The 26,231-nt window shown below is 65.9% G+C and carries 24 protein-coding genes; 13 read left to right on the top strand and 11 right to left on the bottom strand.

Going from position 1 to position 26,231, the window contains the following annotated elements; genetic code table 11:
- Positions 1-69 precede the first annotated feature (69 nt).
- Positions 70-846, bottom strand: a complete 777-nt coding sequence (locus AC5P6X_RS07790; RefSeq protein WP_012479449.1) for an enoyl-CoA hydratase/isomerase family protein — start codon at positions 844-846, stop codon at positions 70-72.
- Between the two features lie 34 nt (positions 847-880).
- On the opposite strand from AC5P6X_RS07790, the gene AC5P6X_RS07795 reads away from it, so the two are divergent.
- Positions 881-1,327, top strand: coding sequence for a copper chaperone PCu(A)C (locus AC5P6X_RS07795; RefSeq protein WP_108270267.1), 447 nt, complete (start codon positions 881-883; stop codon positions 1,325-1,327).
- Between the two features lie 70 nt (positions 1,328-1,397).
- Here the strand turns inward: AC5P6X_RS07795 and AC5P6X_RS07800 are convergent, their stop codons facing one another.
- The 3 genes from AC5P6X_RS07800 to uvrA form a co-directional block, all read right to left on the bottom strand.
- Complete coding sequence (locus AC5P6X_RS07800; RefSeq protein WP_108270266.1) at positions 1,398-2,123, bottom strand: enolase; 726 nt, start codon at positions 2,121-2,123, stop codon at positions 1,398-1,400.
- Positions 2,124-2,220: 97 nt separating this feature from the next.
- Positions 2,221-2,628: an acyl-CoA thioesterase gene (locus AC5P6X_RS07805; RefSeq protein WP_060380351.1), complete on the bottom strand. Its 408-nt coding sequence runs from the start codon at positions 2,626-2,628 to the stop codon at positions 2,221-2,223.
- Positions 2,628-5,621 (bottom strand): excinuclease ABC subunit UvrA, encoded by a 2,994-nt coding sequence (gene uvrA, locus AC5P6X_RS07810; protein WP_024957497.1) that lies wholly within the window; start codon positions 5,619-5,621, stop codon positions 2,628-2,630. The genes AC5P6X_RS07805 and uvrA overlap by 1 nt, the downstream gene beginning before the upstream one ends.
- Before the next feature lie 318 nt (positions 5,622-5,939).
- Between uvrA and rplU the strand changes: the two genes are divergently transcribed.
- From rplU to cgtA, 3 genes are all read left to right on the top strand, one after another.
- Positions 5,940-6,248: a 50S ribosomal protein L21 gene (gene rplU / locus AC5P6X_RS07815; RefSeq protein ID WP_005408557.1), complete on the top strand. Its 309-nt coding sequence runs from the start codon at positions 5,940-5,942 to the stop codon at positions 6,246-6,248.
- Positions 6,249-6,266: 18 nt separating this feature from the next.
- Positions 6,267-6,530 carry a 50S ribosomal protein L27 gene (gene rpmA / locus AC5P6X_RS07820; protein WP_005408558.1) on the top strand — a complete coding sequence of 88 codons (264 nt, stop codon included), beginning with the start codon at positions 6,267-6,269 and terminating at the stop codon, positions 6,528-6,530.
- 177 nt (positions 6,531-6,707) lie between these two features.
- Positions 6,708-7,760 (top strand): Obg family GTPase CgtA, encoded by a 1,053-nt coding sequence (cgtA, locus tag AC5P6X_RS07825; RefSeq protein ID WP_049404715.1) that lies wholly within the window; start codon positions 6,708-6,710, stop codon positions 7,758-7,760.
- Between the two features lie 342 nt (positions 7,761-8,102).
- Here cgtA and rpsT read toward each other — a convergent pair whose 3' ends face one another.
- Positions 8,103-8,372 carry a 30S ribosomal protein S20 gene (gene rpsT, locus AC5P6X_RS07830; protein ID WP_005408560.1) on the bottom strand — a complete coding sequence of 90 codons (270 nt, stop codon included), beginning with the start codon at positions 8,370-8,372 and terminating at the stop codon, positions 8,103-8,105.
- A 117-nt stretch (positions 8,373-8,489) separates the two neighbouring features.
- Here rpsT and murJ point away from each other — a divergent pair, with 117 nt between their 5' ends.
- The 5 genes from murJ (at position 8,490) to ispH (ending at position 15,447) form a co-directional block, all read left to right on the top strand.
- Positions 8,490-10,094, top strand: a complete 1,605-nt coding sequence (gene murJ, locus AC5P6X_RS07835; protein WP_032965638.1) for a murein biosynthesis integral membrane protein MurJ — start codon at positions 8,490-8,492, stop codon at positions 10,092-10,094.
- 75 nt (positions 10,095-10,169) lie between these two features.
- Positions 10,170-11,117 (top strand): bifunctional riboflavin kinase/FAD synthetase, encoded by a 948-nt coding sequence (locus AC5P6X_RS07840; RefSeq protein WP_005408562.1) that lies wholly within the window; start codon positions 10,170-10,172, stop codon positions 11,115-11,117.
- Entirely contained in the window at positions 11,114-13,945 is a 2,832-nt protein-coding gene (gene ileS, locus AC5P6X_RS07845; protein ID WP_108270265.1) for an isoleucine--tRNA ligase, read from the top strand. Before AC5P6X_RS07840 ends, ileS begins: the two co-directional genes overlap by 4 nt.
- Positions 13,945-14,469 (top strand): signal peptidase II, encoded by a 525-nt coding sequence (lspA, locus tag AC5P6X_RS07850; protein ID WP_005408564.1) that lies wholly within the window; start codon positions 13,945-13,947, stop codon positions 14,467-14,469. Before ileS ends, lspA begins: the two co-directional genes overlap by 1 nt.
- Positions 14,470-14,496: 27 nt before the next feature.
- The gene (ispH, locus tag AC5P6X_RS07855) at positions 14,497-15,447 is read left to right on the top strand and encodes a 4-hydroxy-3-methylbut-2-enyl diphosphate reductase (RefSeq protein WP_049448422.1); all 951 of its coding nucleotides are present in this window, start codon (positions 14,497-14,499) and stop codon (positions 15,445-15,447) included.
- A gap of 70 nt (positions 15,448-15,517) precedes the next feature.
- Here the strand turns inward: ispH and AC5P6X_RS07860 are convergent, their stop codons facing one another.
- Positions 15,518-15,898: a hypothetical protein gene (locus tag AC5P6X_RS07860; RefSeq protein WP_123958321.1), complete on the bottom strand. Its 381-nt coding sequence runs from the start codon at positions 15,896-15,898 to the stop codon at positions 15,518-15,520.
- A 415-nt stretch (positions 15,899-16,313) separates the two neighbouring features.
- On the opposite strand from AC5P6X_RS07860, the gene AC5P6X_RS07865 reads away from it, so the two are divergent.
- The 4 genes from AC5P6X_RS07865 to AC5P6X_RS07880 all read left to right on the top strand — a co-directional run bounded on the left by AC5P6X_RS07865 (position 16,314) and on the right by AC5P6X_RS07880 (position 19,964).
- The gene (locus AC5P6X_RS07865) at positions 16,314-16,652 is read left to right on the top strand and encodes a hypothetical protein (protein ID WP_141097954.1); all 339 of its coding nucleotides are present in this window, start codon (positions 16,314-16,316) and stop codon (positions 16,650-16,652) included.
- A complete protein-coding gene (locus tag AC5P6X_RS07870) occupies positions 16,633-17,211 on the top strand; it encodes a hypothetical protein (protein ID WP_143572877.1) in 579 nt (192 codons plus the stop codon). Before AC5P6X_RS07865 ends, AC5P6X_RS07870 begins: the two co-directional genes overlap by 20 nt.
- 207 nt (positions 17,212-17,418) lie before the next feature.
- Positions 17,419-19,302 (top strand): M61 family metallopeptidase, encoded by a 1,884-nt coding sequence (locus tag AC5P6X_RS07875; protein ID WP_329757107.1) that lies wholly within the window; start codon positions 17,419-17,421, stop codon positions 19,300-19,302.
- The gene (locus AC5P6X_RS07880) at positions 19,299-19,964 is read left to right on the top strand and encodes a lysoplasmalogenase (RefSeq protein ID WP_329757105.1); all 666 of its coding nucleotides are present in this window, start codon (positions 19,299-19,301) and stop codon (positions 19,962-19,964) included. The genes AC5P6X_RS07875 and AC5P6X_RS07880 overlap by 4 nt, the downstream gene beginning before the upstream one ends.
- Before the next feature lie 82 nt (positions 19,965-20,046).
- On the opposite strand, the gene AC5P6X_RS07885 is transcribed toward AC5P6X_RS07880, so the two are convergent.
- Genes AC5P6X_RS07885 through AC5P6X_RS07905 form a run of 5 tightly spaced genes read right to left on the bottom strand, consistent with a single transcriptional unit; the run spans position 20,047 to position 26,041 of the window.
- On the bottom strand, positions 20,047-20,766 hold the full coding sequence (locus tag AC5P6X_RS07885; RefSeq protein WP_088436856.1) for a hypothetical protein: 720 nt from the start codon (positions 20,764-20,766) through the stop codon (positions 20,047-20,049).
- Entirely contained in the window at positions 20,763-21,719 is a 957-nt protein-coding gene (locus tag AC5P6X_RS07890) for a hypothetical protein (protein ID WP_329757103.1), read from the bottom strand. The genes AC5P6X_RS07885 and AC5P6X_RS07890 overlap by 4 nt, the downstream gene beginning before the upstream one ends.
- A 46-nt stretch (positions 21,720-21,765) precedes the next feature.
- Positions 21,766-24,552, bottom strand: coding sequence for a TonB-dependent receptor (locus tag AC5P6X_RS07895; protein WP_123958326.1), 2,787 nt, complete (start codon positions 24,550-24,552; stop codon positions 21,766-21,768).
- Positions 24,553-24,566: 14 nt separating this feature from the next.
- Positions 24,567-25,535, bottom strand: a complete 969-nt coding sequence (locus AC5P6X_RS07900; RefSeq protein ID WP_033833367.1) for a FecR family protein — start codon at positions 25,533-25,535, stop codon at positions 24,567-24,569.
- Complete coding sequence (locus AC5P6X_RS07905; RefSeq protein WP_080052359.1) at positions 25,532-26,041, bottom strand: RNA polymerase sigma factor; 510 nt, start codon at positions 26,039-26,041, stop codon at positions 25,532-25,534. Before AC5P6X_RS07905 ends, AC5P6X_RS07900 begins: the two co-directional genes overlap by 4 nt.
- Positions 26,042-26,231: the final 190 nt, after the last annotated feature.

A 26,231-nucleotide genomic window follows, 5' to 3' on the forward strand; every position in this document is an offset into this window, starting at 1 on the left:
CCGCTGGCCGGCAGCCACAGGCGACCCGGAAGGATTGCCTGGTTGCCGGCCAGCGGCCGGCACTACCGTTTACTTGCCCAGCCGGGCTACCAGGGCCTGCAGGGCGTTCTGTGCGTCCGGGGCGAACCAGGCCTCGACAAAGCGGTCCAGCTGGATCAGGTCCGGGTGCAGCGCCTCATGCAGGTCGGCACGGGCAATCGCGCGGGTCAGCAGCATCGGCTGGCGCGGCTGCTTGAGCAGGTTCTGCAGCCAGGCAATGGCGCGTGCCACCACCAGGTCTCCCTCGGCCAGCTCATCCACCAGGCCGATCTGCAGCGCCTGTTCGGCCGGCACCAGCGAACCGGTGGTCAGCAGCACACCGGCGCGGTGCACGCCCACCGCACGGCGCAGCAGGCGCTGGATGCCCTCCGGCGCAATCAGGCCCACCTGCACCTCGTTCAGGCCGATGGCATACGGCCGCGACGGATCGGCGCTGCGCGCCATCACCCGGTAGTCGCAGCACAGGGCCAGCACGCAGCCACCCGCCGGGGCGTGGCCGGTGATCGCCGCGACCACCGGAATGCGGCTCTCGGCCAGCGTGCGCACGGCGCCAAAGAAGGCGTTCCAGGTGTCCAGCAGCTTGTGCTTGTCATCGCCATGCGAGAGCAGGTGCGGCACGTCCATGCCGCCGGTGAAGACGCGTTCGCTGCCCGACAGCACGATGCCATGCGCGTCTTCGGCCATGGCCAGCTCGATGGCATGGATCAACTGCCGGCACAGTTCGGTGTCCAGTGCGTTGACCGGCGGCCGTGCCAGGCGCAGTTCGCGGATGGGGCCATGGTTGATCACCTCGATGAGCGTCGTCATGCTGCGGTCTCGTTGCGAAGAAGGAACCTGGGCGATGATAACCATACCATTCGTTGGCGTACTGTGGGTCCTGTGTGCGACCGCAGCATCGGCCTCGGCCGCCGAACCGGCGTGCGTCACGGTGGAGCAGGGCTGGGCGCGGTTGCCTCCGAATCCGGCAATGCCGATGACCGCCGGCTACGGCGTCATCCACAATGGCTGCAGCAAGGCGGTGGCGATCACCGGCGCGACCAGCAGCAGCTTCGGTGATGTGTCGCTGCACGAGACCACGATTGTCGACGGGGTCAGCCGGATGCGCGCGATCGAGCGCCTGCCGCTGGCAGCCGGCGCGCGTGCCGAGCTCAAGCCCGGCGGCCTGCACCTGATGCTGATGCAGGGCAAGGGCGCGCTGAAGGAAGGGCAGGTGCTGCCGCTGCGGCTGCAGCTGGAAGGGGGTAGCGAAGCGAGCGCGACGTTGACCGTGCGCAAGGCCGCGCCGTAGCGGGATGGCAGTGCCGGCCGCTGGCCGGCAACTCGGTATGCCGGCCAGCGGCCGGCACTACCAAACAGGCTTACGACCAGTCGTACGAGAACAGCACCGTGCGGCTGACCGGCTCGTACAGCATCACGATCGCGTCGGCACCGGTGGCGCACCAGTTGTAGCCGGCTACGTCGGCCACGGCGAAGAATTTGTTGCCATTGCGGGTGATGATCACCGTTTCGGCATCGTCCGCAGCGTTGGGGTCATCGGCCGCCTCGGTGAAGCCCAGTTCGAAGGCTGCGGGAATCTCCGCGGTCTCGGTCCAGTTGCCGAAACCAATGGGGCCACCCAGCGTATCCAGATAATCGCGCTCGCTGGCCTCACCCTTGCCATAGCGCGAGTAGCAGGCGAGGCGACCGTGCTCGGCATGGTAGTCGCGGGCCTTGGCGTAGCTCTCGCGCATCTGCGCGATGTGTTCCTGTGCGTCCTTGTCCTGTACCGCATCGCCGATGAAATAGCCCTCGTTGCCGAGGAAGCGCATCTGGTTGCCGGCGGTCAGTTCGAAGGCGATCCAGTTGGTGCCGGTGAAATCGTTGTGGTGTTCTTCGGTGGTCTCGCCGATGCAGCCGTCGTACGGCTCGATCGGGCACAGCATCGTTGCCACCTGGCCAGCCAGTTCCGGGCGCAGCACGCCCAGGTCGATCTTCAGCAGCGGCAGCAGGTGCTGGCCGAGCCAGGCCTGGTCGGCGGGAAAGACGTCGGTGGGGAAGGGGACCATGCCGGGCAGCAGGTCGCGCAGTTCGGTCTTGTGGATCATGTCAGTCCTTTGATCAGTGTCGGTCGTGCCGGCCGCTGGCCGGCAACCTCATTGCAGCCAAAGCGTGCCGACCAAGGTCGGCACCCACCAGGGCGCGTCAGGTAGAGGCGCTGCGGATCGCCTCCGGCAGCGGTGCGCTCTTGCCGGTCTGGGTATCCATCCAGACCACCACCACGTTGCCATCGGAATACAGCTTCGAATCGTCCTGCTGATCGACGATGCGGTGGCCGATGGTCACGCTGCTGTTGCCCAGGCGCTCGACGAACAGCTCGACCAGGATGTCGTTGGGCCACACGATCGGCAGCCGATAGTTGACGTTGGTCGCGGCCACCACCGGTGCGATGCGGTCGGTCATCGATACGCCGTCCACGCCCAGCATCCAGCGCACGCGCGCTTCCTCCAGGTAGGAAATGTACTTGGCGTTGTTGACGTGGCCCATGCTGTCCATGTCACGCCAGCGCACGCTGATCGGGATGCGGGCCAGGATCTTGTGTTCGCTGCTCATCAGGCGTCCTTCTTCTTCGTCGTGCTCTTGCTGGCCTTGCCGGTGCTCTTGGCAGCCACCGCCTTCTTCGCCACCTTGGCCGGCTTCTCAGGCTTCACCTTGCGCGGCGGGCGGGCATCGGGCTTGTTGGCCACGGCGGCCGGCTGTTCCGGGCGCGCGCTGGTGGACGGCAGCATGCGCGCAAGGAACTGGCCGGTGTAGGACTGTGGGCAGGCCGCCACGTCTTCCGGCGTGCCGGTGACCAGGATGGTGCCACCGCGATGCCCGCCTTCCGGGCCCAGATCGACGATCCAGTCGGCGGTCTTGATCACGTCCAGGTTGTGCTCGATCACCACCACCGTGTTGCCCTCGTCGCGCAGCTTGTGCAGCACGCCCAGCAGCGCTTCGATGTCGTGGAAGTGCAGGCCGGTGGTCGGCTCGTCGAGGATGTACAGGGTGCGGCCGGTATCGCGGCGCGACAGTTCCTTGGACAGCTTCACGCGCTGCGCTTCACCACCAGACAGCGTGGTCGCGCTCTGGCCCAGCTTGATGTAGCTCAGGCCGACGTCGACCAGCGTTTCCAGCTTGCGCGCGATCGACGGCACCGGCTCGAACAGCTTCAGCGCATCCTCGACGGTCATTTCCAGCACGTCGTTGATGTTGAAGCCCTTGTACAGGATCTCCAGCGTTTCGCGGTTGTAGCGCTTGCCATGGCAGACATCGCACGGCACGTACACATCCGGCAGGAAGTGCATCTCGACCTTGATCAGGCCGTCGCCCTGGCAGGCTTCGCAGCGGCCGCCGCGCACGTTGAAGCTGAAGCGGCCCGGCGAATAGCCACGCGCGCGCGCTTCAGGCACCTGTGCGAACAGTTCGCGCAGTGGAGTGAACAGGCCGGTGTAAGTGGCCGGGTTGGAACGCGGGGTGCGGCCGATCGGCGACTGGTCGATGTCCACCACCTTGTCGAACAGGTCCAGGCCATCGATCTCCTTGTACGGGGCGATCGGGTGCGAGGAACCGTTGATCTCGTTGGCGGCCAGCGAGAACAGGGTGTCGTTGATCAGGGTCGACTTGCCCGAGCCGGACACGCCGGTCACGCAGGTCAGCAGGCCCGACGGAATCGCCAGGTCCACGCCCTTCAGGTTGTTGCCGCTGGCCCCGCGCAGGTGCAGGGTCATCTTCGGGTTCGGTTTGTGCCGGCGCGCCGGAATCTCGATCGCGCGCTTGCCGGACAGGTACTGGCCGGTCAGCGAGCGCGGGGCTTCCAGGATGTCCTGCAGGGTGCCCTGGCCGACGATCTCGCCGCCGTGCACGCCCGCGCCCGGGCCGATGTCCAGCACATAGTCGGCCAGACGGATCGCATCCTCGTCATGCTCCACCACGATCACCGTGTTGCCCAGGTCGCGCAGGCGGGTGAGGGTGCCGAGCAGGCGTTCGTTGTCGCGCTGGTGCAGGCCGATGGACGGCTCGTCGAGCACGTACATCACGCCAACCAGGCCGGCGCCGATCTGGCTGGCCAGGCGGATGCGCTGTGCCTCACCACCGGACAGGGTGTCGGCCTTGCGCTCCAGGGTCAGGTAATCCAGGCCCACATCGACCAGGAAGCCGAGGCGTTCGCCGATTTCCTTGACGATCTTCGCGGCGATTTCACCACGCCAGCCCGGCAGGCTCAGTTCGCTGAAGAACTTCAGCGCCTCGTCGATCGGCAGCACCACCAGGTCCGGCAGCGGGCGGTCGGCCACGAACACGTTGCGAGCCGCCTTGTTCAGGCGCGCGCCGTGGCATTCCGGGCACGGCTGCTCGCTGATGTACTTGGACAGTTCTTCGCGCACCGCCGGCGACTCGGTTTCCTTGTAGCGGCGTTCGAGGTTGGGAATGATGCCCTCGAAGCGGTGCTTGCGCTGGGTGCGGCCACCGGCTTCGGTGAAGTAGGTGAAGGTGATCGCTTCGTCGCCGCTGCCGTACAGCACGGCCTGCTGCACCTTGGCCGGCAGCGAGTTCCACGCCGCGTCGACGTCGAACCGGTAGTGCTTGGCCAGCGAAGCGATCAGCTGGAAGTAGTAGGCATTGCGGCGGTCCCAGCCGCGCACCGCACCGGCGGCCAGCGACAGTTCGGGATGCACCACCACGCGCGAGGGGTCGAAGAACTCGGCCATGCCCAGGCCATCGCAGCCGGGGCAGGCGCCCATCGGTGCGTTGAACGAGAACAGGCGCGGTTCCAGCTCCGGCAGCGAGTAATCGCAGACCGGGCAGGAATACTTGGAGGAGAACAGCGTCGGCGCGGTTTCGGTGTTGTCCAGGCTCTGCACCGAGGCCATGCCGTCGCCCAGCTTCAGCGCGGTTTCGAAGCTCTCGGCCAGGCGCTGCTTGATGTCCTCGCGCGGGCGGAAGCGGTCGATCACCGCCTCGATGGTGTGCTTCTGGCGCAGTGCCAGCGGCGGCACCGCGTCGATCTCATGCAGCTCGCCGTCCACGCGCACACGGACGAAGCCCTGCGCACGCAGCTGGTCGAACACCTGCGCATGCTCGCCCTTGCGGTCGCGGATGACCGGCGCCAGCAGCATGTAGCGCTGCTCCGGGTCCAGCGTCAGCACCTGGTCGACCATCTGGCTGACCGTCTGCGCTTCCAGTGGGTAGCCATGGTCCGGGCAGCGCGGGGTGCCGACGCGGGCGTACAGCAGGCGCAGGTAGTCGTAGATCTCGGTGATCGTGCCGACGGTCGAACGCGGGTTGTGCGAGGTCGACTTCTGCTCGATCGAGATGGCCGGGGACAGGCCTTCGATGTGGTCCAGGTCCGGCTTTTCCATCACGCTCAGGAACTGGCGCGCATAGGCCGACAACGACTCGACATAGCGGCGCTGGCCTTCTGCATAGATGGTGTCGAACGCCAGCGAGGACTTGCCCGAGCCGGACAGGCCGGTGATCACGATCAGCTTGTCGCGGGGCAGGTCGAGGTCGAGGTTCTTCAGGTTGTGCGTCCGCGCGCCGCGGATGCGGATGAAATCCATCGCCATGGGGGATCCGGTTGTGGGGGCGTTGGCTGGGTGCCGGGCCAGCAGGGAACGGCAATCGGTCAGCCTACCGAGGTGACCAGATGGGGGCAATGGGCGACAATGCCAGCCCGGTGTCTCACCTTGTGAGACAGGCCGTCAGCCAGGGGTCAGATCCCTTTTCACGGCGTGAAAAGGGATCTGACCCCCGTGCCGCTGCCGTCTCCTTCGACGTTCAGGGGTTGACTTGACCCGCGCCCGCTGATCTGCGTACAATTCCGCTCCTGTCCGCCCTCGATGGCGGCAGCTCAGACCACAATAACTACAGAGGAAGGCCTGGTCATGTACGCAGTACTGGTCACCGGCGGTAAGCAATACCGCGTGGCGCAGGGCGAAAAGCTCCGCATTGAAAAGCTCGAAGTCGAAGTCGGCAGCGAGATCAAGTTTGACAACATCCTGATGCTGGGTGACAGCGACGGCGTGAAGCTGGGCGATGCGCTGAAGGGCGCTGCCGTCACCGCCAAGGTCCTATCCCAGGGTCGTGCTGACAAGGTCCGGATCATCAAGTTCCGTCGCCGCAAGCACCACATGAAGCGTCAGGGTCACCGTCAGTACTACACCGAAATCGAGATCACCGGCATCGCCGGCTAAGCATCAGGAGAAGCAGTCATGGCACATAAAAAGGGCGTAGGCTCCTCGCGCAACGGTCGCGACTCCAACCCGAAGTACCTGGGCGTCAAGATCTTCGGCGGCCAGGCCATCGAAGCCGGCAACATCATCGTGCGTCAGCGCGGCACCCAGTTCCACCCGGGCACCGGCGTTGGCCTGGGCCGTGACCACACCCTGTTCGCCCTCGTGGACGGCAAGGTGGAGTTCTCGGTCAAGGGCGCCAAGAAGCGTCGCACCGTCAGCATCGTCTCGGCCGACGCCTGATCCAGGCATCGCCGGCGCCCGTGCCTCGGCATGGGGGTGCTGCATGAAGAGCCCCGCTTCGGCGGGGCTTTTCGTTAGAGTTGAAGCAAGACCGGCCAGGCCGGGCTGCCGGCCATCGGCAGGCATAACATTCAAGGCGGCGGCCGGCAGGCCGCGCCCATCGCAGGCATCGAAACAATGAAACTGGTAGACGAAGCAGAAATCGAAGTGTTCGCCGGCAACGGCGGCAACGGCTGCATTGGCTTCCGTCGCGAGAAGTTCATTCCGCTCGGCGGCCCGGACGGCGGCGACGGCGGTGCGGGCGGCAGCGTGTACATCCGCGCCGACGAAAACCTGAATACCCTGGTCGACTTCCGCCATGACCGCATCTTCAAGGCGCAGCGTGGCGAGAACGGCATGGGCCGCCAGGCCTACGGCAAGGGCGGCGAAGACCTGACCATCACCGTGCCGGTCGGCACCGTGGTGATCAACGTTGCCACCGATGAAGTCATCGGCGACCTGACCCAGCACGGCGACCGCCTGCTGGTGGCCAAGGGTGGCCGCGGTGGCCTGGGCAACATGCACTTCAAGAGCTCGACCAACCGCTCGCCGCGCCAGGCGCTGCCGGGCGAGCCGGGTGAGGAGCGCACGCTGAAGCTGGAGCTGAAGCTGCTGGCCGACGTCGGCCTGCTGGGCTTCCCCAACGCCGGCAAGAGCACCCTGATCCGTGCCGTTTCGGCGGCGACGCCGAAGGTGGCCGATTACCCGTTCACCACGCTGTACCCGAACCTGGGTGTGGTGAAGGTGGAAAACTACCGCAGCTTCGTGATTGCCGACATCCCGGGCCTGATCGAAGGCGCGGCCGACGGTGCCGGCCTGGGTGCGCAGTTCCTGCGCCACCTGCAGCGCACCCGCCTGCTGCTGCACCTGGTGGACATCTCGCCGATGGAGGGTGGGGTGGAAGGCATTTCTCCGGTCGAGCAGGTGCGCGCCATCGAGCGCGAGCTGGAAAAGCACGATCCGGAACTGCTGCAGAAGCCGCGCTGGCTGGTGCTGAACAAGGCTGACCTGATGTTCGAGGATGAAGCGAAGGCTGCGGCCGAGCAGATCGTCGCCGAGCTGGGCTGGAAGGAGCCGTGGTTCCTGGTCTCCGCGCTGGGCCGCGAAGGTACCTTCCCGATCATGAGCCGGATCATGGCCTTTTTCGATCGCCAGAAGGAAGAAGAGCAGGAAGCCCGCGACGCGCAGTAATGCTGTTGTGGTTCCATGCGAAAACCCGGCTTCGGCCGGGTTTTTTGTGGACTGCGCGATGGGGTTGGGGCTGGCTGGGGTGATGGCTCCGGCTGGGTAATGGCGCCGGCTGGGTAGAGTCGACTGCTAGTCGACTGCTCTTCTCGCTACCCGTAAAGCCCGCGCTGCGCGCGTTAGTCGACTAACAGTCGACTCTACCCAGCCGGTGCAGCCGCCAGTCCACGCCGCCGGCCAATGCCGCCGTACCTGCGGCAATCCCCGGATCGCTGGCAACAAAAAACCCGGCCGGGGCCGGGTTCTTGTCTGCTGCCCGGCCCCTAAGGGCAGGGCGGCAACGCCGGATCAGGCGGCCTTGAGGGCCTTGATGCGGTCGTTCAGGCGGCTCTTGTGGCGAGCAGCCTTGTTCTTGTGGATCAGGCCACGCGCGCTGAAGCGATCCAGGATCGGCTGGGCAACGGCGAAGGCGGCTTCGGCGCCGGCGGCATCGTTGGCGTCCAGCGCCTTGATCACTTTCTTGACAGCGGTGCGCAGCATCGAGCGCTGAGCCACGTTGCGCGCGTTGCGCACGACGGTCTGCTTGGCGCGCTTCTTGGCGGACTTGATATTGGCCACGGTGGTGGTTTCCTGAAAAAATCGGTGTTATGGGAACAGCAAGCTAGCTAGTATGATGGCGTAAGAAATGCACGTCAAGTCGATTGTCAAGAGGGACGCTGAGTGAGTTCACCCAAGTTGTTGCGGGGCCTGCTGTCGTTCAGCAGCATGACCATGGTCTCGCGCGTTCTCGGACTTGTCCGGGACTTCGTGGTGACCACCACGTTCGGCACCAACGCCATCACTGATGCTTTCTGGGTCGCCTTCAGGGTACCCAATTTCCTGCGGCGTTTGTTCGCCGAAGGCTCTTTCGCCACCGCTTTCGTGCCCGTGTTCACGGAAGTGAAGGAGACCCGCAGCCACGCCGAGCTGCGTGAACTGATGGCCCGCACCGCCGGCACCCTGGGTGGGGTGCTGATGCTGGTCACTGCGCTGGCGCTGATCTTCGCGCCGCAGCTGGCCTCGGTCTTCTCCAGTGGCGTTGATACCGATCCGGTCAAGCAGGGCCTGCTGGTCGACCTGTTCCGCCTGACCTTCCCGTTCCTGTTGTTCGTGTCGCTGACCGCCCTGGCCGGCGGCGCGCTGAACAGCTTCCAGCGCTTCGCCATGCCGGCGCTGACCCCGGTCATCCTCAACCTGTGCATGATCGCCGGTGCACTGTGGCTGGCCCCGCGGCTGGGCGGCACCCCGGAGAAACAGATCCTGGCGCTGGGCTGGGCGGTACTGGCTGCCGGCATCCTGCAGCTGCTGTTCCAGCTGCCCTCGCTGAAGGGCATCAACCTGCTGACCCTGCCGCGCTGGGGCTGGAGCCATCCGGGCGTGCGCAAGGTGATGACGCTGATGGTGCCGACCCTGTTCGGCTCCTCGGTGGCGCAGATCAACCTGCTGCTGGACACCGTCATCGCGGCCAAGCTGACCGATGGCTCGCAGTCCTGGCTGTCGCTGGCCGACCGCTTCCTGGAGCTACCGCTGGGCGTGTTCGGCGTGGCGCTGGGCACGGTGATCCTGCCGGCGCTGGCCCGTCACCACGTCAGCACCGACCGCGAAGGCTTCTCGCGCTCGCTGGACTGGGGCCTGCGGATGACCCTGCTGATCTCGGTGCCGGCCATGCTGGGCCTGCTGCTGCTGGCCGAACCGCTGATCGCGACCATCTTCCAGCACGGCCAGTTCAGTGCCTTCGATACCCGCATGACCGCGCTGTCGGTGTACGGCCTGAGCTTCGGCCTGCCGGCGTTCGCCCTGCTGAAGGTGGTGTTGCCGGCGTTCTACGCACGCCAGGACACCAAGACCCCGGTGCGCGCGGGTGTGGCCGCGCTGGTGGCCAACATGGTGTTCAACTTCGCCCTGCTGGCGGTGCTGTACCAGGTCATGGTGCCGGACGAGCTGAAGGCGCAGGGCGTGATGGCGGCCATCGGCAAGCAGCCGGGCCTGCATCTGGCGCTGGGCATTGCCAGTGCACTGTCCAGTTACCTGAACCTGGGCCTGCTGTGGTACTGGCTGGGCAAGACCGACGTCTACCAGCGCCGGCCGGGCTGGGGCGGCTATCTGCTGCGACTGCTGCTGGCCTGTGCGGCCATGGTTGGTGTGCTGCTGGCCCTGCTGCACTGGCTGCCGGGCTTCTCGGCGATGAGCGTGTGGGAGCGGATCGGCAGCCTGTCGCTGCTGGTCGGCGGTGGCGGTGCCACCTACGCGGTAGCCATGCTGGCGATGGGCTTCCGCCCGCGCGATCTGCGTGGGCATTGATCGCGGCCTGTGGCGGCTATACTTCAGGGTTACACCATTGAAGCGGCGGCCCCGGTCGGGCCGGAACGAGAGTTGATGAGCAGGCTGTTCAGAAGCGTCGAGGGCGGGGACCTGTTCCCCAACGGAAGCGTGGTCTGTATCGGTGCATTCGACGGCCTCCACCTGGGCCATCGTGCGCTGGTCCGCCACGCGGTTGCCCGCGCGCGCGCCTTGGGCGTGGCCGCCGTGGCCGTGGCGTTCGAGCCGCTGCCGCGTGAGTTCTTCGCCCAGGGCACACCGCCGCCGCGGCTGACCCTGGCGCGCAGCAAGGTCGAGATCCTGCGCGAGCTCGGTGTCGATGCGGTCGGCCTGCTGCGATTCGACGCGGCGATGGCGGCGATGCCGGCCGAGACCTTCGTGCGCCAGTTGCTGGTCAAGCGCCTGAGTGCGCGTGAGGTCTGGATCGGCCCGGAGTTCTGCTTCGGCAACCGCCGCCGTGGCGACCTGGCTCTGCTGCAGAAAATGGGTGCCGAACTGGGTTTCACTGCGGGCGAAATTGAAGCGGTCGACCTGCATGGCGAACGCATTTCCAGCACCCGCATCCGCCAGCTGCTGCAGCAGGGCGACTTCGCCCGTGCCAACGATCTGCTGGGCCGTCCGTACGCGATCAGCGGCCGGGTGGTGCGCGGGCGCCAGCTCGGCCGTACGCTGGGCTTCCCCACCGCCAATCTGCGGTTCCCGAAGACCCCGGCGCTGTCGGGCATCTACGCGACCTGGGTGCATGGCGTGTTCGACCAGCCGTGGCCGTCGGTGTCCAGCTTCGGCACCCGCCCGACGGTGGAGGGCGTGGAGCCGCTGCTGGAAGCCCACCTGTTCGATTTCCAGGGCGACCTGTACGGGCGCCACATCGATGTGGAGTTCGTCGCCAAGCTGCGCGACGAAGAGAAATTCAATGATCTGGCGGCGCTGACCGACCAGATGCACCGCGACGCCGAACAGGCGCGCGCCATCCTTTCCGAACATAGATTGCGAGCCACTGCGTGAGCCAGGACTACAAGACCACCCTGAACCTGCCAGCCACCGAATTCCCGATGCGCGGCGACCTGCCCAAGCGCGAGCCGGGCATTCTGGCGCGGTGGGAAGAGCAGGGGCTCTACCAGCAGCTGCGCGACAACGCCGCCGGCCGCCCGCTGTTCGTGCTGCACGACGGCCCGCCGTACGCCAACGGCCGCATCCATCTGGGCCACGCGGTCAACAAGATCCTGAAGGACATCATCGTCAAGTCGCGCTACCTGGCCGGCTTCGATGCGCCCTACGTGCCGGGCTGGGACTGCCATGGCCTGCCGATCGAGATCGCGGTGGAAAAGAAGTGGGGCAAGGTCGGCACCAAGCTCGACGCCGTCGAATTCCGCCAGAAGTGCCGCGAGTTCGCCGAAGAGCAGATCAATATCCAGCGCGTGGACTTCAAGCGGCTGGGCGTGACCGGTGACTGGGACAACCCGTACAAGACCCTGAGCTTCGACTTCGAAGCCAACGAGATCCGTGCGCTGTCCAAGGTTGTGGCCAACGGCCACCTGGTGCGTGGCGCCAAGCCGGTGTACTGGTGCTTCGACTGTGGCTCGGCGCTGGCCGAGGCCGAGATCGAGTACCAGGAAAAGGAATCGCCGGCGATCGACGTGGCCTACGCCGCACGCGATGCGGAGGCCATCGGCCAGGCGTTCGGCGTGAGCGTGCCGGCCGACGTGGAAGTGGCCGTACCGATCTGGACCACCACCCCGTGGACGCTGCCGGCCTCGCTGGCGGTGTCGCTGGGCGCGGAGATCACCTACGTGCTGGCCGAAGGCCCGGCGCACAACGGCAAGCGCCGTTGGCTGGTGCTGGCTGCGGCGCTGGCCGAGCGCGCGCTGCAGCGCTATGGCGTCGAAAACCTGGTGCTGCACGCTGAAACCACCGGCGCGGCGCTGGAAAACCAGCTGCTGGCGCATCCTTTCTACCCGGAGCGCGAGATCCTGGTGCTCAACGGCGACCACGTCTCCGACGAGGACGGTACCGGTGCGGTGCACACCGCCCCCGGCCACGGCCAGGAAGACTTCGTGGTCAGCCAGAAGTACGGCCTGCTGGACAAGTACAACGCCGGCCAGGTGACCCCGATCGACGGCCGTGGCGTGTACCTGGAATCGACCCCGCCGGCCGGTGACGTGGTGCTGGCTGGCCAGCACCTGTGGAAGGCGCAGGAGGCCATCGTCGGCGTGCTGCGCGACAACGGTTCGCTGCTGGCGTTCCATCCGATCCGCCACAGCTACCCGCACTGCTGGCGCCACAAGACGCCGGTGGTGTTCCGCGCCACCCCGCAGTGGTTCATTTCGATGGACAAGGCCAACCTGCGCAACGATGCGCTGGCCGCCATCGACACCGTCGGCTGGTTCCCGACCTGGGGCAAGGCGCGCATCCAGAGCATGGTCGACGGTCGCCCGGACTGGACCATCTCGCGCCAGCGCACCTGGGGCGTGCCGATCGCACTGTTCACCCACCGGCAGACCGGCGAGATCCATCCACGTTCGGTGGAGCTGATGCAGCAGGTCGCCGACCGCGTCGAAGCCGAGGGCATTGACGTGTGGTACTCGCTGGATGCCGCCGAACTGCTGGGCGCTGAAGCCGCCGACTACGAAAAGGTCACCGACATCCTCGACGTCTGGTTCGATTCGGGCGTGACCCATGAAGGCGTGCTCGCCGCGCGTGGCTTCGGCAAGCCGGCCGACCTGTACCTGGAAGGTTCCGACCAGCACCGCGGCTGGTTCCAGTCCTCGCTGCTGACCGGCGTGGCGATCGACAAGCGCGCCCCGTACAAGCAGTGCCTGACCCACGGCTTCACCGTGGACGAGCACGGCCGCAAGATGTCCAAGTCGCTGGGCAACGGCATCGAGCCGCAGGACATCATGAACAAGCTGGGCGCGGACATCCTGCGCCTGTGGATCGCCTCGGCCGACTACAGCAACGAGATGTCGCTGTCGCAGGAGATCCTCAAGCGTAATGCCGATGCCTACCGCCGCCTGCGCAACACCGCACGCTTCCTGCTCGGCAACCTGGACGGTTTCGATCCGGCCCAGCACCTGCGTCCGCTCGACCAGATGGTCGCGCTGGACCGCTGGATCGTGCATCGCGCGTGGGAGCTGCAGGAGAAGATCAAGGCGGCCTACGACGGCTATAACATGGCCGAGATCGTGCAGCTGCTGCTGAACTTCTGCAGCGTGGACCTGGGCTCGCTGTACCTGGACGTGACCAAGGACCGCCTGTACACGATGCCGACCGATTCGCACGGTCGCCGTTCGGCACAGAGCGCGATGTACCACATCGCCGAAGCGTTCACCCGCTGGGTGGCGCCGATCCTGACCTTCACCGCCGACGAGCTGTGGGGCTACCTGCCGGGCGAGCATGCCGGCCATGTGCTGTTCACCACCTGGTACGACGGCCTGGCGCCGCTGCCGGCCGATGCCCAGCTCAACGCCACCGACTTCGATCAGTTGCTGGCTGTGCGCGAGCAGGTGGCCAAGGTGCTCGAGCCGATGCGTGCCAACGGCGCCATCGGTGCCGCGCTGGAAGCGGAGATCACCATTGCCGCCAACGAGGAGCAGGCCGCGAAGTGGCAGCCGCTGGCCGATGAACTGCGCTTCCTGTTCATCAGTGGCGACGTGCAGGTGCGCCCGGCGACCACCGACGAGGTGTTCGTCAGCGCCCAGCCGACCACCAAGGCCAAGTGCGTGCGCTGCTGGCACCACCGCGCCGACGTCGGCAGCAACGCCGACCATCCGGAACTGTGCGGCCGTTGCGTGAGCAACGTGACCGGCGCCGGCGAAGTGCGGAGCTGGTTCTGATGGCCGCGCCCCGTCCGCATCCGAACGCCCTGGTCTGGCTGCTGCTGTCGGCCGCCATCATCGGCCTGGACCAGTGGTCCAAGGCCTGGGTGCTGTCGAGCCTGCCGGAGTTCCAGCCGGTGGTGGTCATCGACGGCTTCTGGAACTGGTACCGCACCTACAACACCGGCGCCGCGTTCAGTTTCCTGAGCGACGCCGGTGGCTGGCAGAAGTACTTCTTCACCGCGCTGGCGATCGCCATCAGCGGCCTGATGGCGTGGTGGCTGCGCGGCACCGCGCGCGGCAACTGGAAGGCCGCGGTGCCGTATGCGCTCATCATCGGCGGCGCCATCGGTAACGTGATCGACCGCCAGGTGCACGGCCATGTGGTCGATTTCATCCAGTGGTACGTGGGCAGCTACACCTGGCCCTCGTTCAACATCGCCGACTCGGCCATCGTGGTGGGTGCCATCGGCATCGCCCTGTTTGGCCTGTTCGACGGCAAGTCCGCCAAAAAGGCGGATAATGCCAATCCGAAACCGTAAGCCGGCCGCTGCCGGGAGATTGAACTGATGGATGTGCTGCTCGCCAACCCGCGTGGTTTCTGTGCCGGTGTCGATCGTGCGATCGAGATCGTCAAGCGCGCGATCGAAACGCTGGGCGCGCCCATCTACGTCCGCCATGAAGTGGTGCACAACCGCTTCGTGGTCGACGACCTGAAGCAGCGCGGGGCGATCTTCGTCGAGGAACTCGACGAAGTGCCGGACAACAACACGGTGATCTTCAGCGCCCATGGCGTGTCCCAGGCCGTGCGCCAGGAAGCCGAGCGCCGTGGCCTGAAGGTGTTCGACGCCACCTGCCCGCTGGTGACCAAGGTCCACTTCGAAGTCGCCCGCCACTGCCGTGCCGGCCGTGACGTGGTGCTGATCGGCCACGCCGGTCACCCGGAGGTGGAAGGCACCATGGGCCAGTGGAACCGCGAAGCCGGCACCGGCCAGATCTACCTGGTGGAAGACGTGGAGCAGGTTGCCACGCTGCAGATCAACCAGCCGGAAAACTTCGCCTACACCACCCAGACCACGCTGTCGGTGGATGACACGCGCGGCATCATCGATGCGCTGCGCGAGCGTTTCCCGGCGATGCAGGGCCCGAAGAACGACGACATCTGCTACGCCACGCAGAACCGCCAGGATGCCGTGCGGGATCTGGCCAAGCGCTGCGACCTGGTGCTGGTGGTCGGTTCGCCGAACAGCTCCAACTCCAACCGCTTGAGCGAGCTGGCCCGCCGTGAGGGCGTGGAGTCGTACCTGATCGACGGCGCGCACGAGATCGACCCGGCATGGGTGGCAGGCAAGCAGCACATCGGCGTGACCGCCGGCGCCTCGGCACCACAGGTGCTGGTGGATGGCGTGCTGGCCCGCCTGGCCGAGCTGGGCGCCAACGGCGTGGGCGAGCTGGATGGCGAGCCGGAATCGATGGTGTTCGCGCTGCCGAAGGAACTGCGTCTGCGGTTGGTGGATTGACTGCGGAAGGTGGTTCGCCGGGCATGGCCCGGCGCTACCGGGTGCATGTCCATCCACGCATGGCGTGGATCTACTGCATCCGGTCGGCACACCCGTAGATCCACGCCATGCGTGGATGGGCATCGCCCATGATCTTGTCCGCCCACGCGCGCCAGTAGATCCACGCCAAGCGTGGATGGGCGCACCGCGCGTGACCTTTTCCCGCTTGCGCATCGCAAATAGGTTCACGCCATGAGTAGATGGGCGCAGCGATGGTGAGTATCGAGGGTACCATCGCTGGAAGCTGCCAAATAAACACGCGACCCATGCTCAGCTCATTGCTGGCTGAGCAGATGAGCAGATGAGCGATCATGCCACTTGAACACTCCGAGCTTTGATGCGCTGTTCCATCAATGGTCTCGCCCGAGGTCTTTCTCTCTGCGAACGCATGGCGGTTTGTCTTCAAAATCATGACGCTTGCCCCTGATGCCGAAAAGTTTTAACGCGTTCTCGTTTCGGGTGTGATCGGCTGCAAATAGCGGAGTCTTTAGGAATTTTCCTATGATGAAAAAGGACTGCTGGCGCTATTTTTGAGTCGGATCGCTGTGATCCAAGGAAAGGGGTAAACAAATGGTATGGAAATACCTGATTTTGATCATCTCACTTCTTTGTCCGGCCTACGCGAAATCGCAGGCCTTCCCTGTAACTGGTTTGGGCCAGTGCGTAGACTTCATCTCCGCTGCTTCCACCACGCTTACCTCCCAGATCCAGGCACATAGGGGGTAAGAGCATACGGCCTTCCACCTAGTTACGACCCGCTGACGGCGAAAATATTGGTTCCACCATACTCTTGCAATAGCAATGACTGGCCTGGGCTCTATAAAACTGTGGGCTATCTGAGTCATGAGCTTGGTCACCACGAGGCAGGTGTTCCCAATATTGATGCTCCGATCACCAAAGCCCAGTATGTTGAAAGGAATTGCGTGTGGGAGGCTAAGGCCGTGGTTAACAACGCGGTAGTAAGTGATCAGATTCGTGTGGCATCTGAAGGATTTGTTGAAGTCCCGTTGATTTCCGAGAACTCCGCTAAGCTATGGAGCATGTGGTCGGGTGGTGAGTCATTGGTGGATATCGGGAAAGTTTTCTGCGATAACAATCATGTCGCGTCGGGAAAAACGTATACCAAGCAGCACGAGGACTACTACGATGCCAACTATCCTTGGTGATTTTGTTAGGACGTCAGTGAAATCATTGCTGACCTTGCCTATGATTGTTCCGCTCGCCGCTGTAGCGGCAACCCCGCCCCCTCAGGCATGGAGTTCCGCGGCAAAAGCTTCGCAGCTCGAGGCGCTCGATTACATCGAGCGACTGGAATTGGCGCGAAGTGCGGGACCGGATGCCGCCGCTGATGCTTTGGGTATAAAAAACGGCTTGCTTGCTGATGTCGCCACTGCGACCGGGACCGTTCGTAATTTCGGCGGTATTGAGCTTGCCACCGAACTTGACCAACGATCAGGCCAGACAACGATAATTGTGAGAGCATCGGGCGGGTGTATCGATCGGGACGTCGCGAAGGCGAAACTCGTACTGGGCAAGATTGTATGGGCGCCGCTGGCCGATTCGCCGGCACCGGTTTTCGGTTACGCACACTTCCAAGGGGGTTCGGCATCGACTGTATTTTTTGATGCAACGGGTTCCAAGTGTTTGACAGGCGTCAGGATCGAAGATCCGATGAGGTTGAAGGGGGCAATTGAAGCCGCTTACAAGCAAGAAGCATCGAAATAGGTTTCCGATCCAGTTGGCTTGCCAGACCGCCGATAGGCCTGACAAGCCAGCGCTCGGAAGAAGTGCATCGGTGTTCCCCAGAGATGCTGGGGGGGCTAGGGAATGCTTGGGGCTTTCAGCAAGCCTGTCTCCCATGACCTTTGGCCATAGGGCCACGCACGCCACAGGCCTAGCATCAAAGGCTCTACCGAAGCTGGAACCTGCCTGATGAAGACCCGTGCCCTGGTGATGTCCGTGCTGTTCGCGCTGGCTGCGACGCCTGCGCTGGCGCAGACCTCGCCGCCGGGCGATGCCGCGGCCCCCGGCCTGCTGCGCATCGATGTCGACGCGCGCGATCTGGCCCGGCGCATCTTCAAGGTGACCGCTACGGTGCCGGCCAAGCCCGGCCCGATGACCCTGCTGTACCCGCAGTGGATTCCCGGCAACCATTCGCCCACCGGCCCGATCGACAAGTTGGCCGGCCTGCGCGTGACCGCCAACGGCAAGCCGCTGGCCTGGCAGCGTGACCAGTTCAACGTCTATGCGTTCAAGGTAAACGTGCCCGAGGGCGTGAGCGAGATCGTCGCCCACTTCGACTTCCTGTCCTCGCAGGGCGGCAGCCAGGGCCGGGTGGTGATGACCCCGGAAATGCTCAACCTGCAGTGGAACGCCAATTCGCTGTATCCGGCCGGCGTCGATGCGCGCAACCTGCAGGCGCAGGCCAGCGTGACCCTGCCCAAGGGCTGGTCGTTCGCAACCGCGCTGGAAACCGCGCGGCGCGACGGTGACACCGTGGTGTTCAAGCCGATCTCGTATGACCATCTGGTCGATTCGCCCTTGTTCGCCGGCGAGCACTACCAGCGCATCGATCTCGACCCGGGCGCGAAGGTGCCGGTGCACCTCAATGTGTTTGCCGACGACGCCAAATCGCTGAAGCCGAGCGAGGCACAGATCACCATGCATCGCGCGCTGGTGCAGCAGGCCGACAAGCTTTACGGTGCGCGCCACTACAACCACTATGAATTCCTGCTGGCATTGACCGACCGCCTCGGTGGCATCGGCCTGGAGCATCACCATTCCAGCGAGAACAGCGCTGACCCGGGCTACTTCACCGAGTGGGACAGCAACGCGTGGATGCGCGATCTGTTGCCGCACGAGTACACCCATTCCTGGAACGGCAAGTACCGTCGCGGCGCCGACCTGGCCACCGCCAACTTCAACGTGCCGATGGGCGACAGCCTGCTGTGGGTGTACGAGGGCCAGACCCAGTTCTGGGGCCAGGTGCTGGCGGCGCGTTCGGGGCTGTGGTCGACCGCGCAGGCGCGCGACATGCTGGCCAATGTGGCCGCGACCTACGACCGTGGCCGACCGGGCCTGGCCTGGCGGCCGCTGCAGGACACTACCAACGATCCGACCATCGCCCAGCGCCGCACGCTGCCCTACCGCAACTACCAGATGAGCGAGGACTACTACTCCGGCGGCCAGATGCTGTGGCTTGAAGTGGAGGGCAAGCTGCGCGAACTGAGCGGCAACCGCCGCAGCCTGGACGACTTCGCGCGTGCGTTCTTCGGCGTCGGCAATGGCGACTGGGATGTCAACCCGTACACCTTCGATGATGTGGTCGCGACCTTGAACGGCATCGCGCCGTACGACTGGGCGACGTTCCTGCGCGGGCGCCTGGACGGCCACGGTTCGTTGACCGGCGGCCTGGAGCTGGCAGGCTGGAAGCTGGTCTACCGCGATACGCCGAACGACGCCTACAAGGCACAGGAAAAACGCGCCAAGGCGGCACTGCTCGCCTATTCGCTGGGCGCGACCGTGCTCGACAGCGGTACGGTCGGCGATGTGATCTGGGACAGCCCGGCGTTCAACGCCGGTCTTGCACCGGGCATGAAGGTGATCGCGGTTGGCGGCCGTGAGTACAGCAGCCAGCGCTTGAAGGACGCGGTGGCTGCGGCAGCGAAGGACAAGGCGCCGATCGTGCTGCTGGTGAAGCAGTTCGACCGCATCGAAACGATGAGCATCGCCTACCACGGTGGCCTGCAGTACCCGGTGCTGGAGCGTATCGCCGGCAAGCCTGACCGCCTCGCAGAATTGTGGAAGGCGCGATGAAGCCGCGCGCCCGCGATGGCGTGATCCTGCTGATGGCGATCCTGGCCATCGTCGGCACGTTCCTGCAGGGTGACGGGCGCTGGCTGCACTGGCTGGCCAAGCCGACCACCACGCTGCTGATCGCTGCCATCGTCTGGCGCGTGCATGATCCCGCGCAGCCGTTCTATCGACGCGCGGTGCTGGCCGGCATGCTGCTGTCGTGCGTGGGTGACATCGCTTTGATGCTGCCGATGGATGCGTTCGTGCCGGGCCTGGTCGCGTTCCTGCTGGCCCACCTCTGCTACATCGTGGCCTTCCGCGACGGCCTGCGTGCCGGACGTGGCCTGCTCGCCGCCAGCGTCCTGCTGGCGACGTTTGCCGTGCTCAACGTACTTGGCCTGTGGCCGCACCTGCCTGCACCGATGCGTGCGCCGGTGCTGGCGTATGTGGTGGTGCTGGCCTCGATGGCGGTGCTGGCACTGGCACGCCAGTGGCGCCGGCCACAGCCCGCTGCCGTGGAAGCCAGCAGCGCGCGCTGGGCGGCCGCTGGTGCGCTGCTGTTCGTCGCCAGCGATTCACTACTGGCCTTGGACCGCTTCGCCGGCGGCCTGCCGCTGGCCGGCGTGCTGGTGCTGTCCACGTACTACGCTGCGCAGTACGCCATCGCCCGCTCGGTGAAATAGAAAAAGGGGACGGAGGGGATTAAGTCGCAATCCGCACCAAGGCACATGCGACTTAATCCCCTCCGTCCCCTTTTTTTGTGGCCTATCGACGGTTCACGCCGCGCAGGGTGCCCTGCGCATCGAACTGCAGGCGCACGGATTCGCGGTCACCGGCGACGTCATCCGGCAGCCACACCAGCTTGCCGCCTTTGCGCACGATCACGTAGACGTGGCCGACTTCGGATGCGGGGTTCTGCAGCGCGTTGCGTTGTTCCTGCAGTGCCTGCGCCACGCGCGGCACGGCCTCGAAATCGATGCTGGCCAGGGGTGTGCTGCTGCGCTGCAGGCTGATGGTCGGCGCGAACTGCTGCGGGTTCACCGGATTGCCCTTGCGCCACTGGCCACGTTCGAAGTGGTAGCTGTCGACGTGGCCCGGCTGTTGCGGGTCGACCAGATCGAGGTTGATGCGGCCATCGTCGTAGAAGTGGATGCTATGGAAGACCGTCAGCCTCTGGCCGGCCAGTGCCGGCAGCTGCTCCAGTGCCTGGCGCGCAGCCTGCAGGTAGTCCGCATCGAACAGGCGATTGTTGCGTTCGGGCGCCGCAGCGGTACTCGCCGCGGGGAAGGCGGCCGGGGACGGCACAAGCGATGCGGGTTGCTCGCGCGGCGACTGAGACGGGACGGAGGGTGGCAACCGGTCCGGCTGTACCGAATGCCCCAGCGTTTCGCTGATGGTCTGCAGGGCGCCGCCGGCAACGGCCACGCCCGCCAGAACCAGCAGCAGTACCAGGAACACGGTGCGGGTGGAGGGCGGCTGTTTCATACGCCCTCCAGGCGCACGTTGCCACGGTCATCCGGGTCGTACAGCAGGGTCACGTTTTCGCGCGGGATGTTGGCTAGATCGATCAGCGGGATGAAGCGGCGCACGCTCACCTGCTGTACGCGGCCGTCGCGATCGGTGTACTCCAGCTGGAACTCCACCTGCGGCTGTTCGTTGAGGTAGGTGCCGGTCTGACGCACCTTCAGCACCCTGGCCTCAACGCCGATGCCGCGGTACTTCAACGCCTCGCCGCGCGCATCAGCCTGCAGCAGGCGGCCAAGCAGGCGCAGCCCCAACATGTACCCACACAGCACCAGCGGGCACACCAGCAGCGGGTGGCCGAAGGACAGGAAGGTCCAGCCAAGGCCCTCGCTCTGCAGCCGGTAGGCCGCCACATAGGCAGCGGCTACCAGGACGATGCCGAGCGCTGCGCCGATGCTTCGCCGCCACAGGCTGGCGACATCCAGTTCGGGCTGGGCACCGTCCAGTACCACGTTCGGGAACGCGCCCGGCACCCGGCTCAGGCGTGCATCGACGTGCCTGCCGACGCCGAAGCGCTGCAGTTGCGGCTTGCTGTCGACCACCAGCAGCTGTTCGCGGATCGGCGTGCCGGACAGGTTCTTGAAGGACAGCTGCAGTTTCCATTGCGCGAAGCCACGCACCTGTACGCCGGTCTGTTCAGCGTGTTCGATCAGCGCATCGCGCGGTTCGCCATCGGCGAGGATCGAGCGGACGCGATGCAGGGCGCGCGGTGGGCCGAGCAGCAGGAAATGCAGGAACGCGAACAGCAGAGAGAGCCATGCAGCCAGTGACAGCACAAGCAGCAGCAGGGACAGCCATGGCGCGCTGCGATCAGCCAGCGCCACCGGCCAGGAGGTTCCGAAATAGAGGATGCAGGGGAAGGGCAACGCGAAGAACAGCAGGAACGCGCCCCAGAACCAGAGATAGGCTTTCATGGGGAAGGTGGCAGACCGGTGGAACAGGCCGCGTAGCGTACTACGCTCAGCGGAACTGCAGGGTAAGCAGGTAGTAGCGACCCAGTGGATCGTCCAGCCCCGGCATCTGCCCACCATTGCCGACCAGGTAGTTCACCGGTTGCGCATCAAGCACGTTGTGCACGTCCAGCGCCGCGATGACGCGTGTGCCCAGGCGGCGCGCCAGGTGCAGGTTCCAGCGCAGCTGGCGCGGATTCATGCAGTGGTTCTGTTCGATCTGCCGCTGCGGGCACTCGGCGCCGGGCAGCCATGCGCGGGTGCGGCCCACCTGGTTGCCGCGCAGGGCGATGTCCCAGTTGCTGTTCTGCCATTGCACGTTGAGGACCGCCGCCATCTCGGGCGTGACATGCCCGCGCAGGTCGATCGCCGGCTCATGGTCCCGACGGCGGCGCAGCTCCTGCTGCTTCAGCGCGTCCAGCGAGAACAACCACTGGCCGGTGCTGCCGGTGTCGACCCGGTATTCGCCACGCAGCACCCAGTTGCGGGAAGTGGTGCGGCCGATATTGTCGAACGACAGGCGGAGGCTGCTCAGGTTGCCATCCTCATCCAATTGCCAGGTGTCACGGTTCCACACGGCATCGGCCGGTTGCAGCGCGAGGATCTCGTTGCGCAGCTCGACGATGTTGTGGGTCAGCGAAAGCGAGAACGCATCGCTGGGTGACCAGGTCGCCGCCAGCGAATGGCTGCGTGAGCTCTCGGCCTTGAGCGCGTTGTTCTCCTCCACATCCGCAGTGACCACGCAGCGGCCGTCCGGCTCGCTCTGTGCACAAGGTGGCAGTGCGCTTGAGACGGGCAGGGTAAGGGTGCCGAACTGTCCTGGCGGGCGGCGCTGTTCGAACAGGCTGGGCGCGCGATAGCCGCGGCCGCTGGCCAGCAGGAACGACCAGTGCGGTGTTGGCGTCCAGCGCAGGCCGGCACGGGGCGAGAATGCCGTGTAGTCGCCGTCGTAGTCCCAGCGCGCGGCCAGGTCCATGCGCAGTTCCGACGTGAGTGGCAGGCCCAGTTCCGCATACGCGCCGCCACTCTGCCGCGACAGGCGCCGCTGCTGCTGCGGCAGCCCCAGTGCCAGATCGCCCTGGCTCAGCAGGGTGTCCGGGTGCGACGTCCAGCGTTCATGGCGCAGATCGATGCCGGTAGCCAGCTGCGCATTGCCGCCCCGCATCGGCATCAATGCGCGCTGTATGCCCCACCAGCCCTGCCACTGCTCGGTAAGTCCACGGTTGCGGATCGATGGGAACAGCGAAGTGGCTTCATCGGCGGGCAATGCATCGAAGCCTGGCAGGAACCTGAGCGACTGCGCCGCCTCGATGAACGGTTCGGCGCGCACAGTGCCCGGCGTGGCCAGGGTGACGTCGCTGCGCTGCGCGCTGATGCCGGCGTCCCAGCTGTGGCTGCCCTGGTCCCGGCCGATGCCCAGGGTGAGATCGGCGTCGGTGGCACGGACCTGGGGACGCACATTGCCGGCTTCGCGCAGGACACTGTTGAAGGTGTAGCCGTACAGGCCGAGGGCGACGGCGGTCGGGCCCAGATCGAAACGCTGCCGGTTGTGGCTGGCGCGGGCTTCGGCATAGACGTAGCGTCCCTGGCCACGCTCATGCCGGTAGCGCAGATAGGCCGAGGCGGTATCGGAGGCCGGTTGAAGCGAACGAGGGCGCGAACTGTCGAACCAGCAGGCGCCATTGCGTCGTTTCAATGGTCCGTCGCAGCGCGTAGCGGGCCAGTAGTCGCCATCGCGGAAGGCGCCGATCAGGTACTGCGACGTCTCTGCGTGCCATTCACGCTGGTCCCCCGCCAGGTGATCGACGCGATGCAGGTCGATGCCTGCGAACCAGCGGTCGCCGCTCCCGCGCAGGCCTCCGGTGGCGGCCTGCACGCGGTACTGGCCAGCGTCGCCACGACTGCTCAGACCGGTCTGCAGCGTTGCCTCCGGGCCGTCGGCCTGGTCGCGGAGGATGATGTTGACCACGCCGGACATGGCATCGGCACCGTAGATGGCCGATGCACCGCCGCGCACCAGTTCGATGCGTTCGACAAAGCTGAGTGGAATGCCGCCCAGGTCGGTGAGCCCGCCCTGTTCCAGGGACACCATCGGATAACGGGGCAGGCGCCGGCCATTGACCAGGAACAGGGTGGCGCGCGGTCCCATGCCATCCAGGCTGGTGGTGGCGGCTGCACCGACAGGCAGGTACTGCGAATCGCCACTGCGTGCGCTGCTCATCGCTGGCAGCCCGTTCATGCCGGGCAGGTGTCGCAGCAGGTCGAACAGGCTGCCGTAACCGCTGCGCAGGATGTCTGCGCGATCGATCGTGGTCACCGGCAGGGTGGTCTGCACGGAGGTGCGCGGCAACCGGCTGCCGGTGACATGGATGGGCGCCAGGTCCACCTGGGGGGGCGACTGCGGGGGCATGCGCGGGCGCGGCGCCACCGTTGCCGGAACCGGCGCCGCGACGGCGGGGGCTACGCGGATGCGGCGGACCACGAAGCCACCGGACGGTGTTCGAAGGATGGTCACCGGCATGCCGGCGACCAGCTGTTTCAGGGCCGATGCTGGATCGGCCTGGCCATGGGTGCCGTTGGCATGGAGCCCCGCCAGTTCCCGGGCATCGAACACCAGAGCGATGCCGCTTTGCCGTGCCCATTGCTGCAATGCCGAGGGCAACGGGCCAGCGTTGATGCGGTAGTCGTGGGTGGCAGCCGGATCGCCTGCGAGGGCGGCAGGCGGCGCGGCGACCAGCAGCGCCAGGCACAGCAGGGGGCGGAGCAGCCCCCACTGCAGCGCGCCTGGTCCTGCCATCGCCGCAGGCCTCCTCAGTACGTGCGGCGCAGTTCCAGCGCGCCATCCGGGCGCGTCTGGCCAGCAATGGACCAGCCAAGTTCCAGCGCGGACAGCAACTCCTGTGCGTCGCCTGCGCGGAACGTGCCGCTGACTGCCAGATCGGTGATCTCCGGGTCGGCGATCACCAGCGGTGCATGGCCATAGCGGTTCATGCGTTCGACCACGATCGACAGCGGGGTGGCATCGAAGACCAGCTGCCCATGCAGCCAGCCCTCGGCGGCTGCCGTGGAGGACAGCGCTGGACCGGGCTGGATGCGCCCGGAGGGGAGTACCTGCAGTTGCTGGCCAGGGGCCAGGGTGTGCTGGGCGGCGCCGTTGCTGACTTCCACCGCACCCTCCAGCAGCGCGACCTCGACCAGGCCATCGTGCAGGCGCTCGACCTGGAAGGTGGTGCCGATATCGCGGATGGTGCTGGTGCCGGCGCGCAGCTGCAGTGCTTTGTTCGATGGCGCGACCTGCAACTGCAGGCGGCCGCGTTCGAGGTCCAGCTCGCGGTGGCGCCAGCCAAAGCGTGCGTGCAGCGTCGTGCCGGCATCGAGCGTGGCTACGCTGCCATCGGGCAGGGTCAGCCGCTGCGCCTGATGCGTGTCATTGGCAAAGCGCTGCGGGGCTGGGTTGCCATCCACCGCTACCATCCAGCCCACGCCGATGGCCAGGCAGATACCAGCGGCCGCGGCCGCGGCAGGCAGCCAGCGGCGTCGGGCAGGCCGTGCCGCACGCGCCGCAGCCGTCCGCAGCCATGGGTCCGCAGCCAGGCCCTGGCCCTGCTGGAAAAGATCTTCGGCCTGCGCCCAGGCTTTGACATGGGCAGGGTCTTCAGCCAGCCAGTCTTCGAACGACTCGCGTTCGGCAGGGGTGCAGTCCGGGGCCTCCAACCGCGCCACCCAGGCGCTGGCGCGTGCGAACAGCGAGGCGTCTTCCGTGTGCCGGTGGCTGCTCATTCGGTATCCCCGTCGTTGTGCAGCGGATCCGGTCCCAACTCCTGGCGCAGGCCCTGCAGGGCGCGGGCGATGTGTTTTTCCACGGTCTTGGCTGTAATTCCACAGTGCCGCGCGATCTGCGTATAGCTCATGCCGGTGATCCGGTTGAGCAGGTACACCTCGCGCGCACGCTCGGGCAATTTGAAAAGGGCCTGCCGCAGCAGGGACAACATCTGCCCGGACTCTGCCTGGCGCAAGGGGTCCGGCGACGGGCTGGTGGGCTCGTCGTGACCATCATGCTCGGCCAGTGACAGGTGCGGTCGCGACTGCGGCGATCGGCCGCGATCGGCCAGGCGATTGCGCGCGATACGATACAGCAGCAGGCGCAGTTCGTCGGTGCCGTGCGCGCGATAGCGGATCAGCCGCTCCATGCAGTCCTGCGCGATGTCCTCTGCATCCTCCGGCCCGACGCCCCGTGTGCGCAGGAACGCGCACAGTGGCGCGCGTTCCTCGCGTACGAACGCGATGAAGGCGTCCGCAGGCGCGGGTGGCTCCGGCGCGTGGTGGATCAGGGGGGACGGAACGGACAGGGCTGGCCTCGGCTGACGTTGGCGGGTGCGCCTTCGAGTTTTACGCGACGATGACCGGATGGGGAAGAGTGTGTGGTGCCCCTCTCTCATTGTGAATGCATTCATTTTTTCCGGCCGACGGGGCTGG

This window comes from Stenotrophomonas sp. YJH_SMC_40 (genome assembly GCF_059368615.1).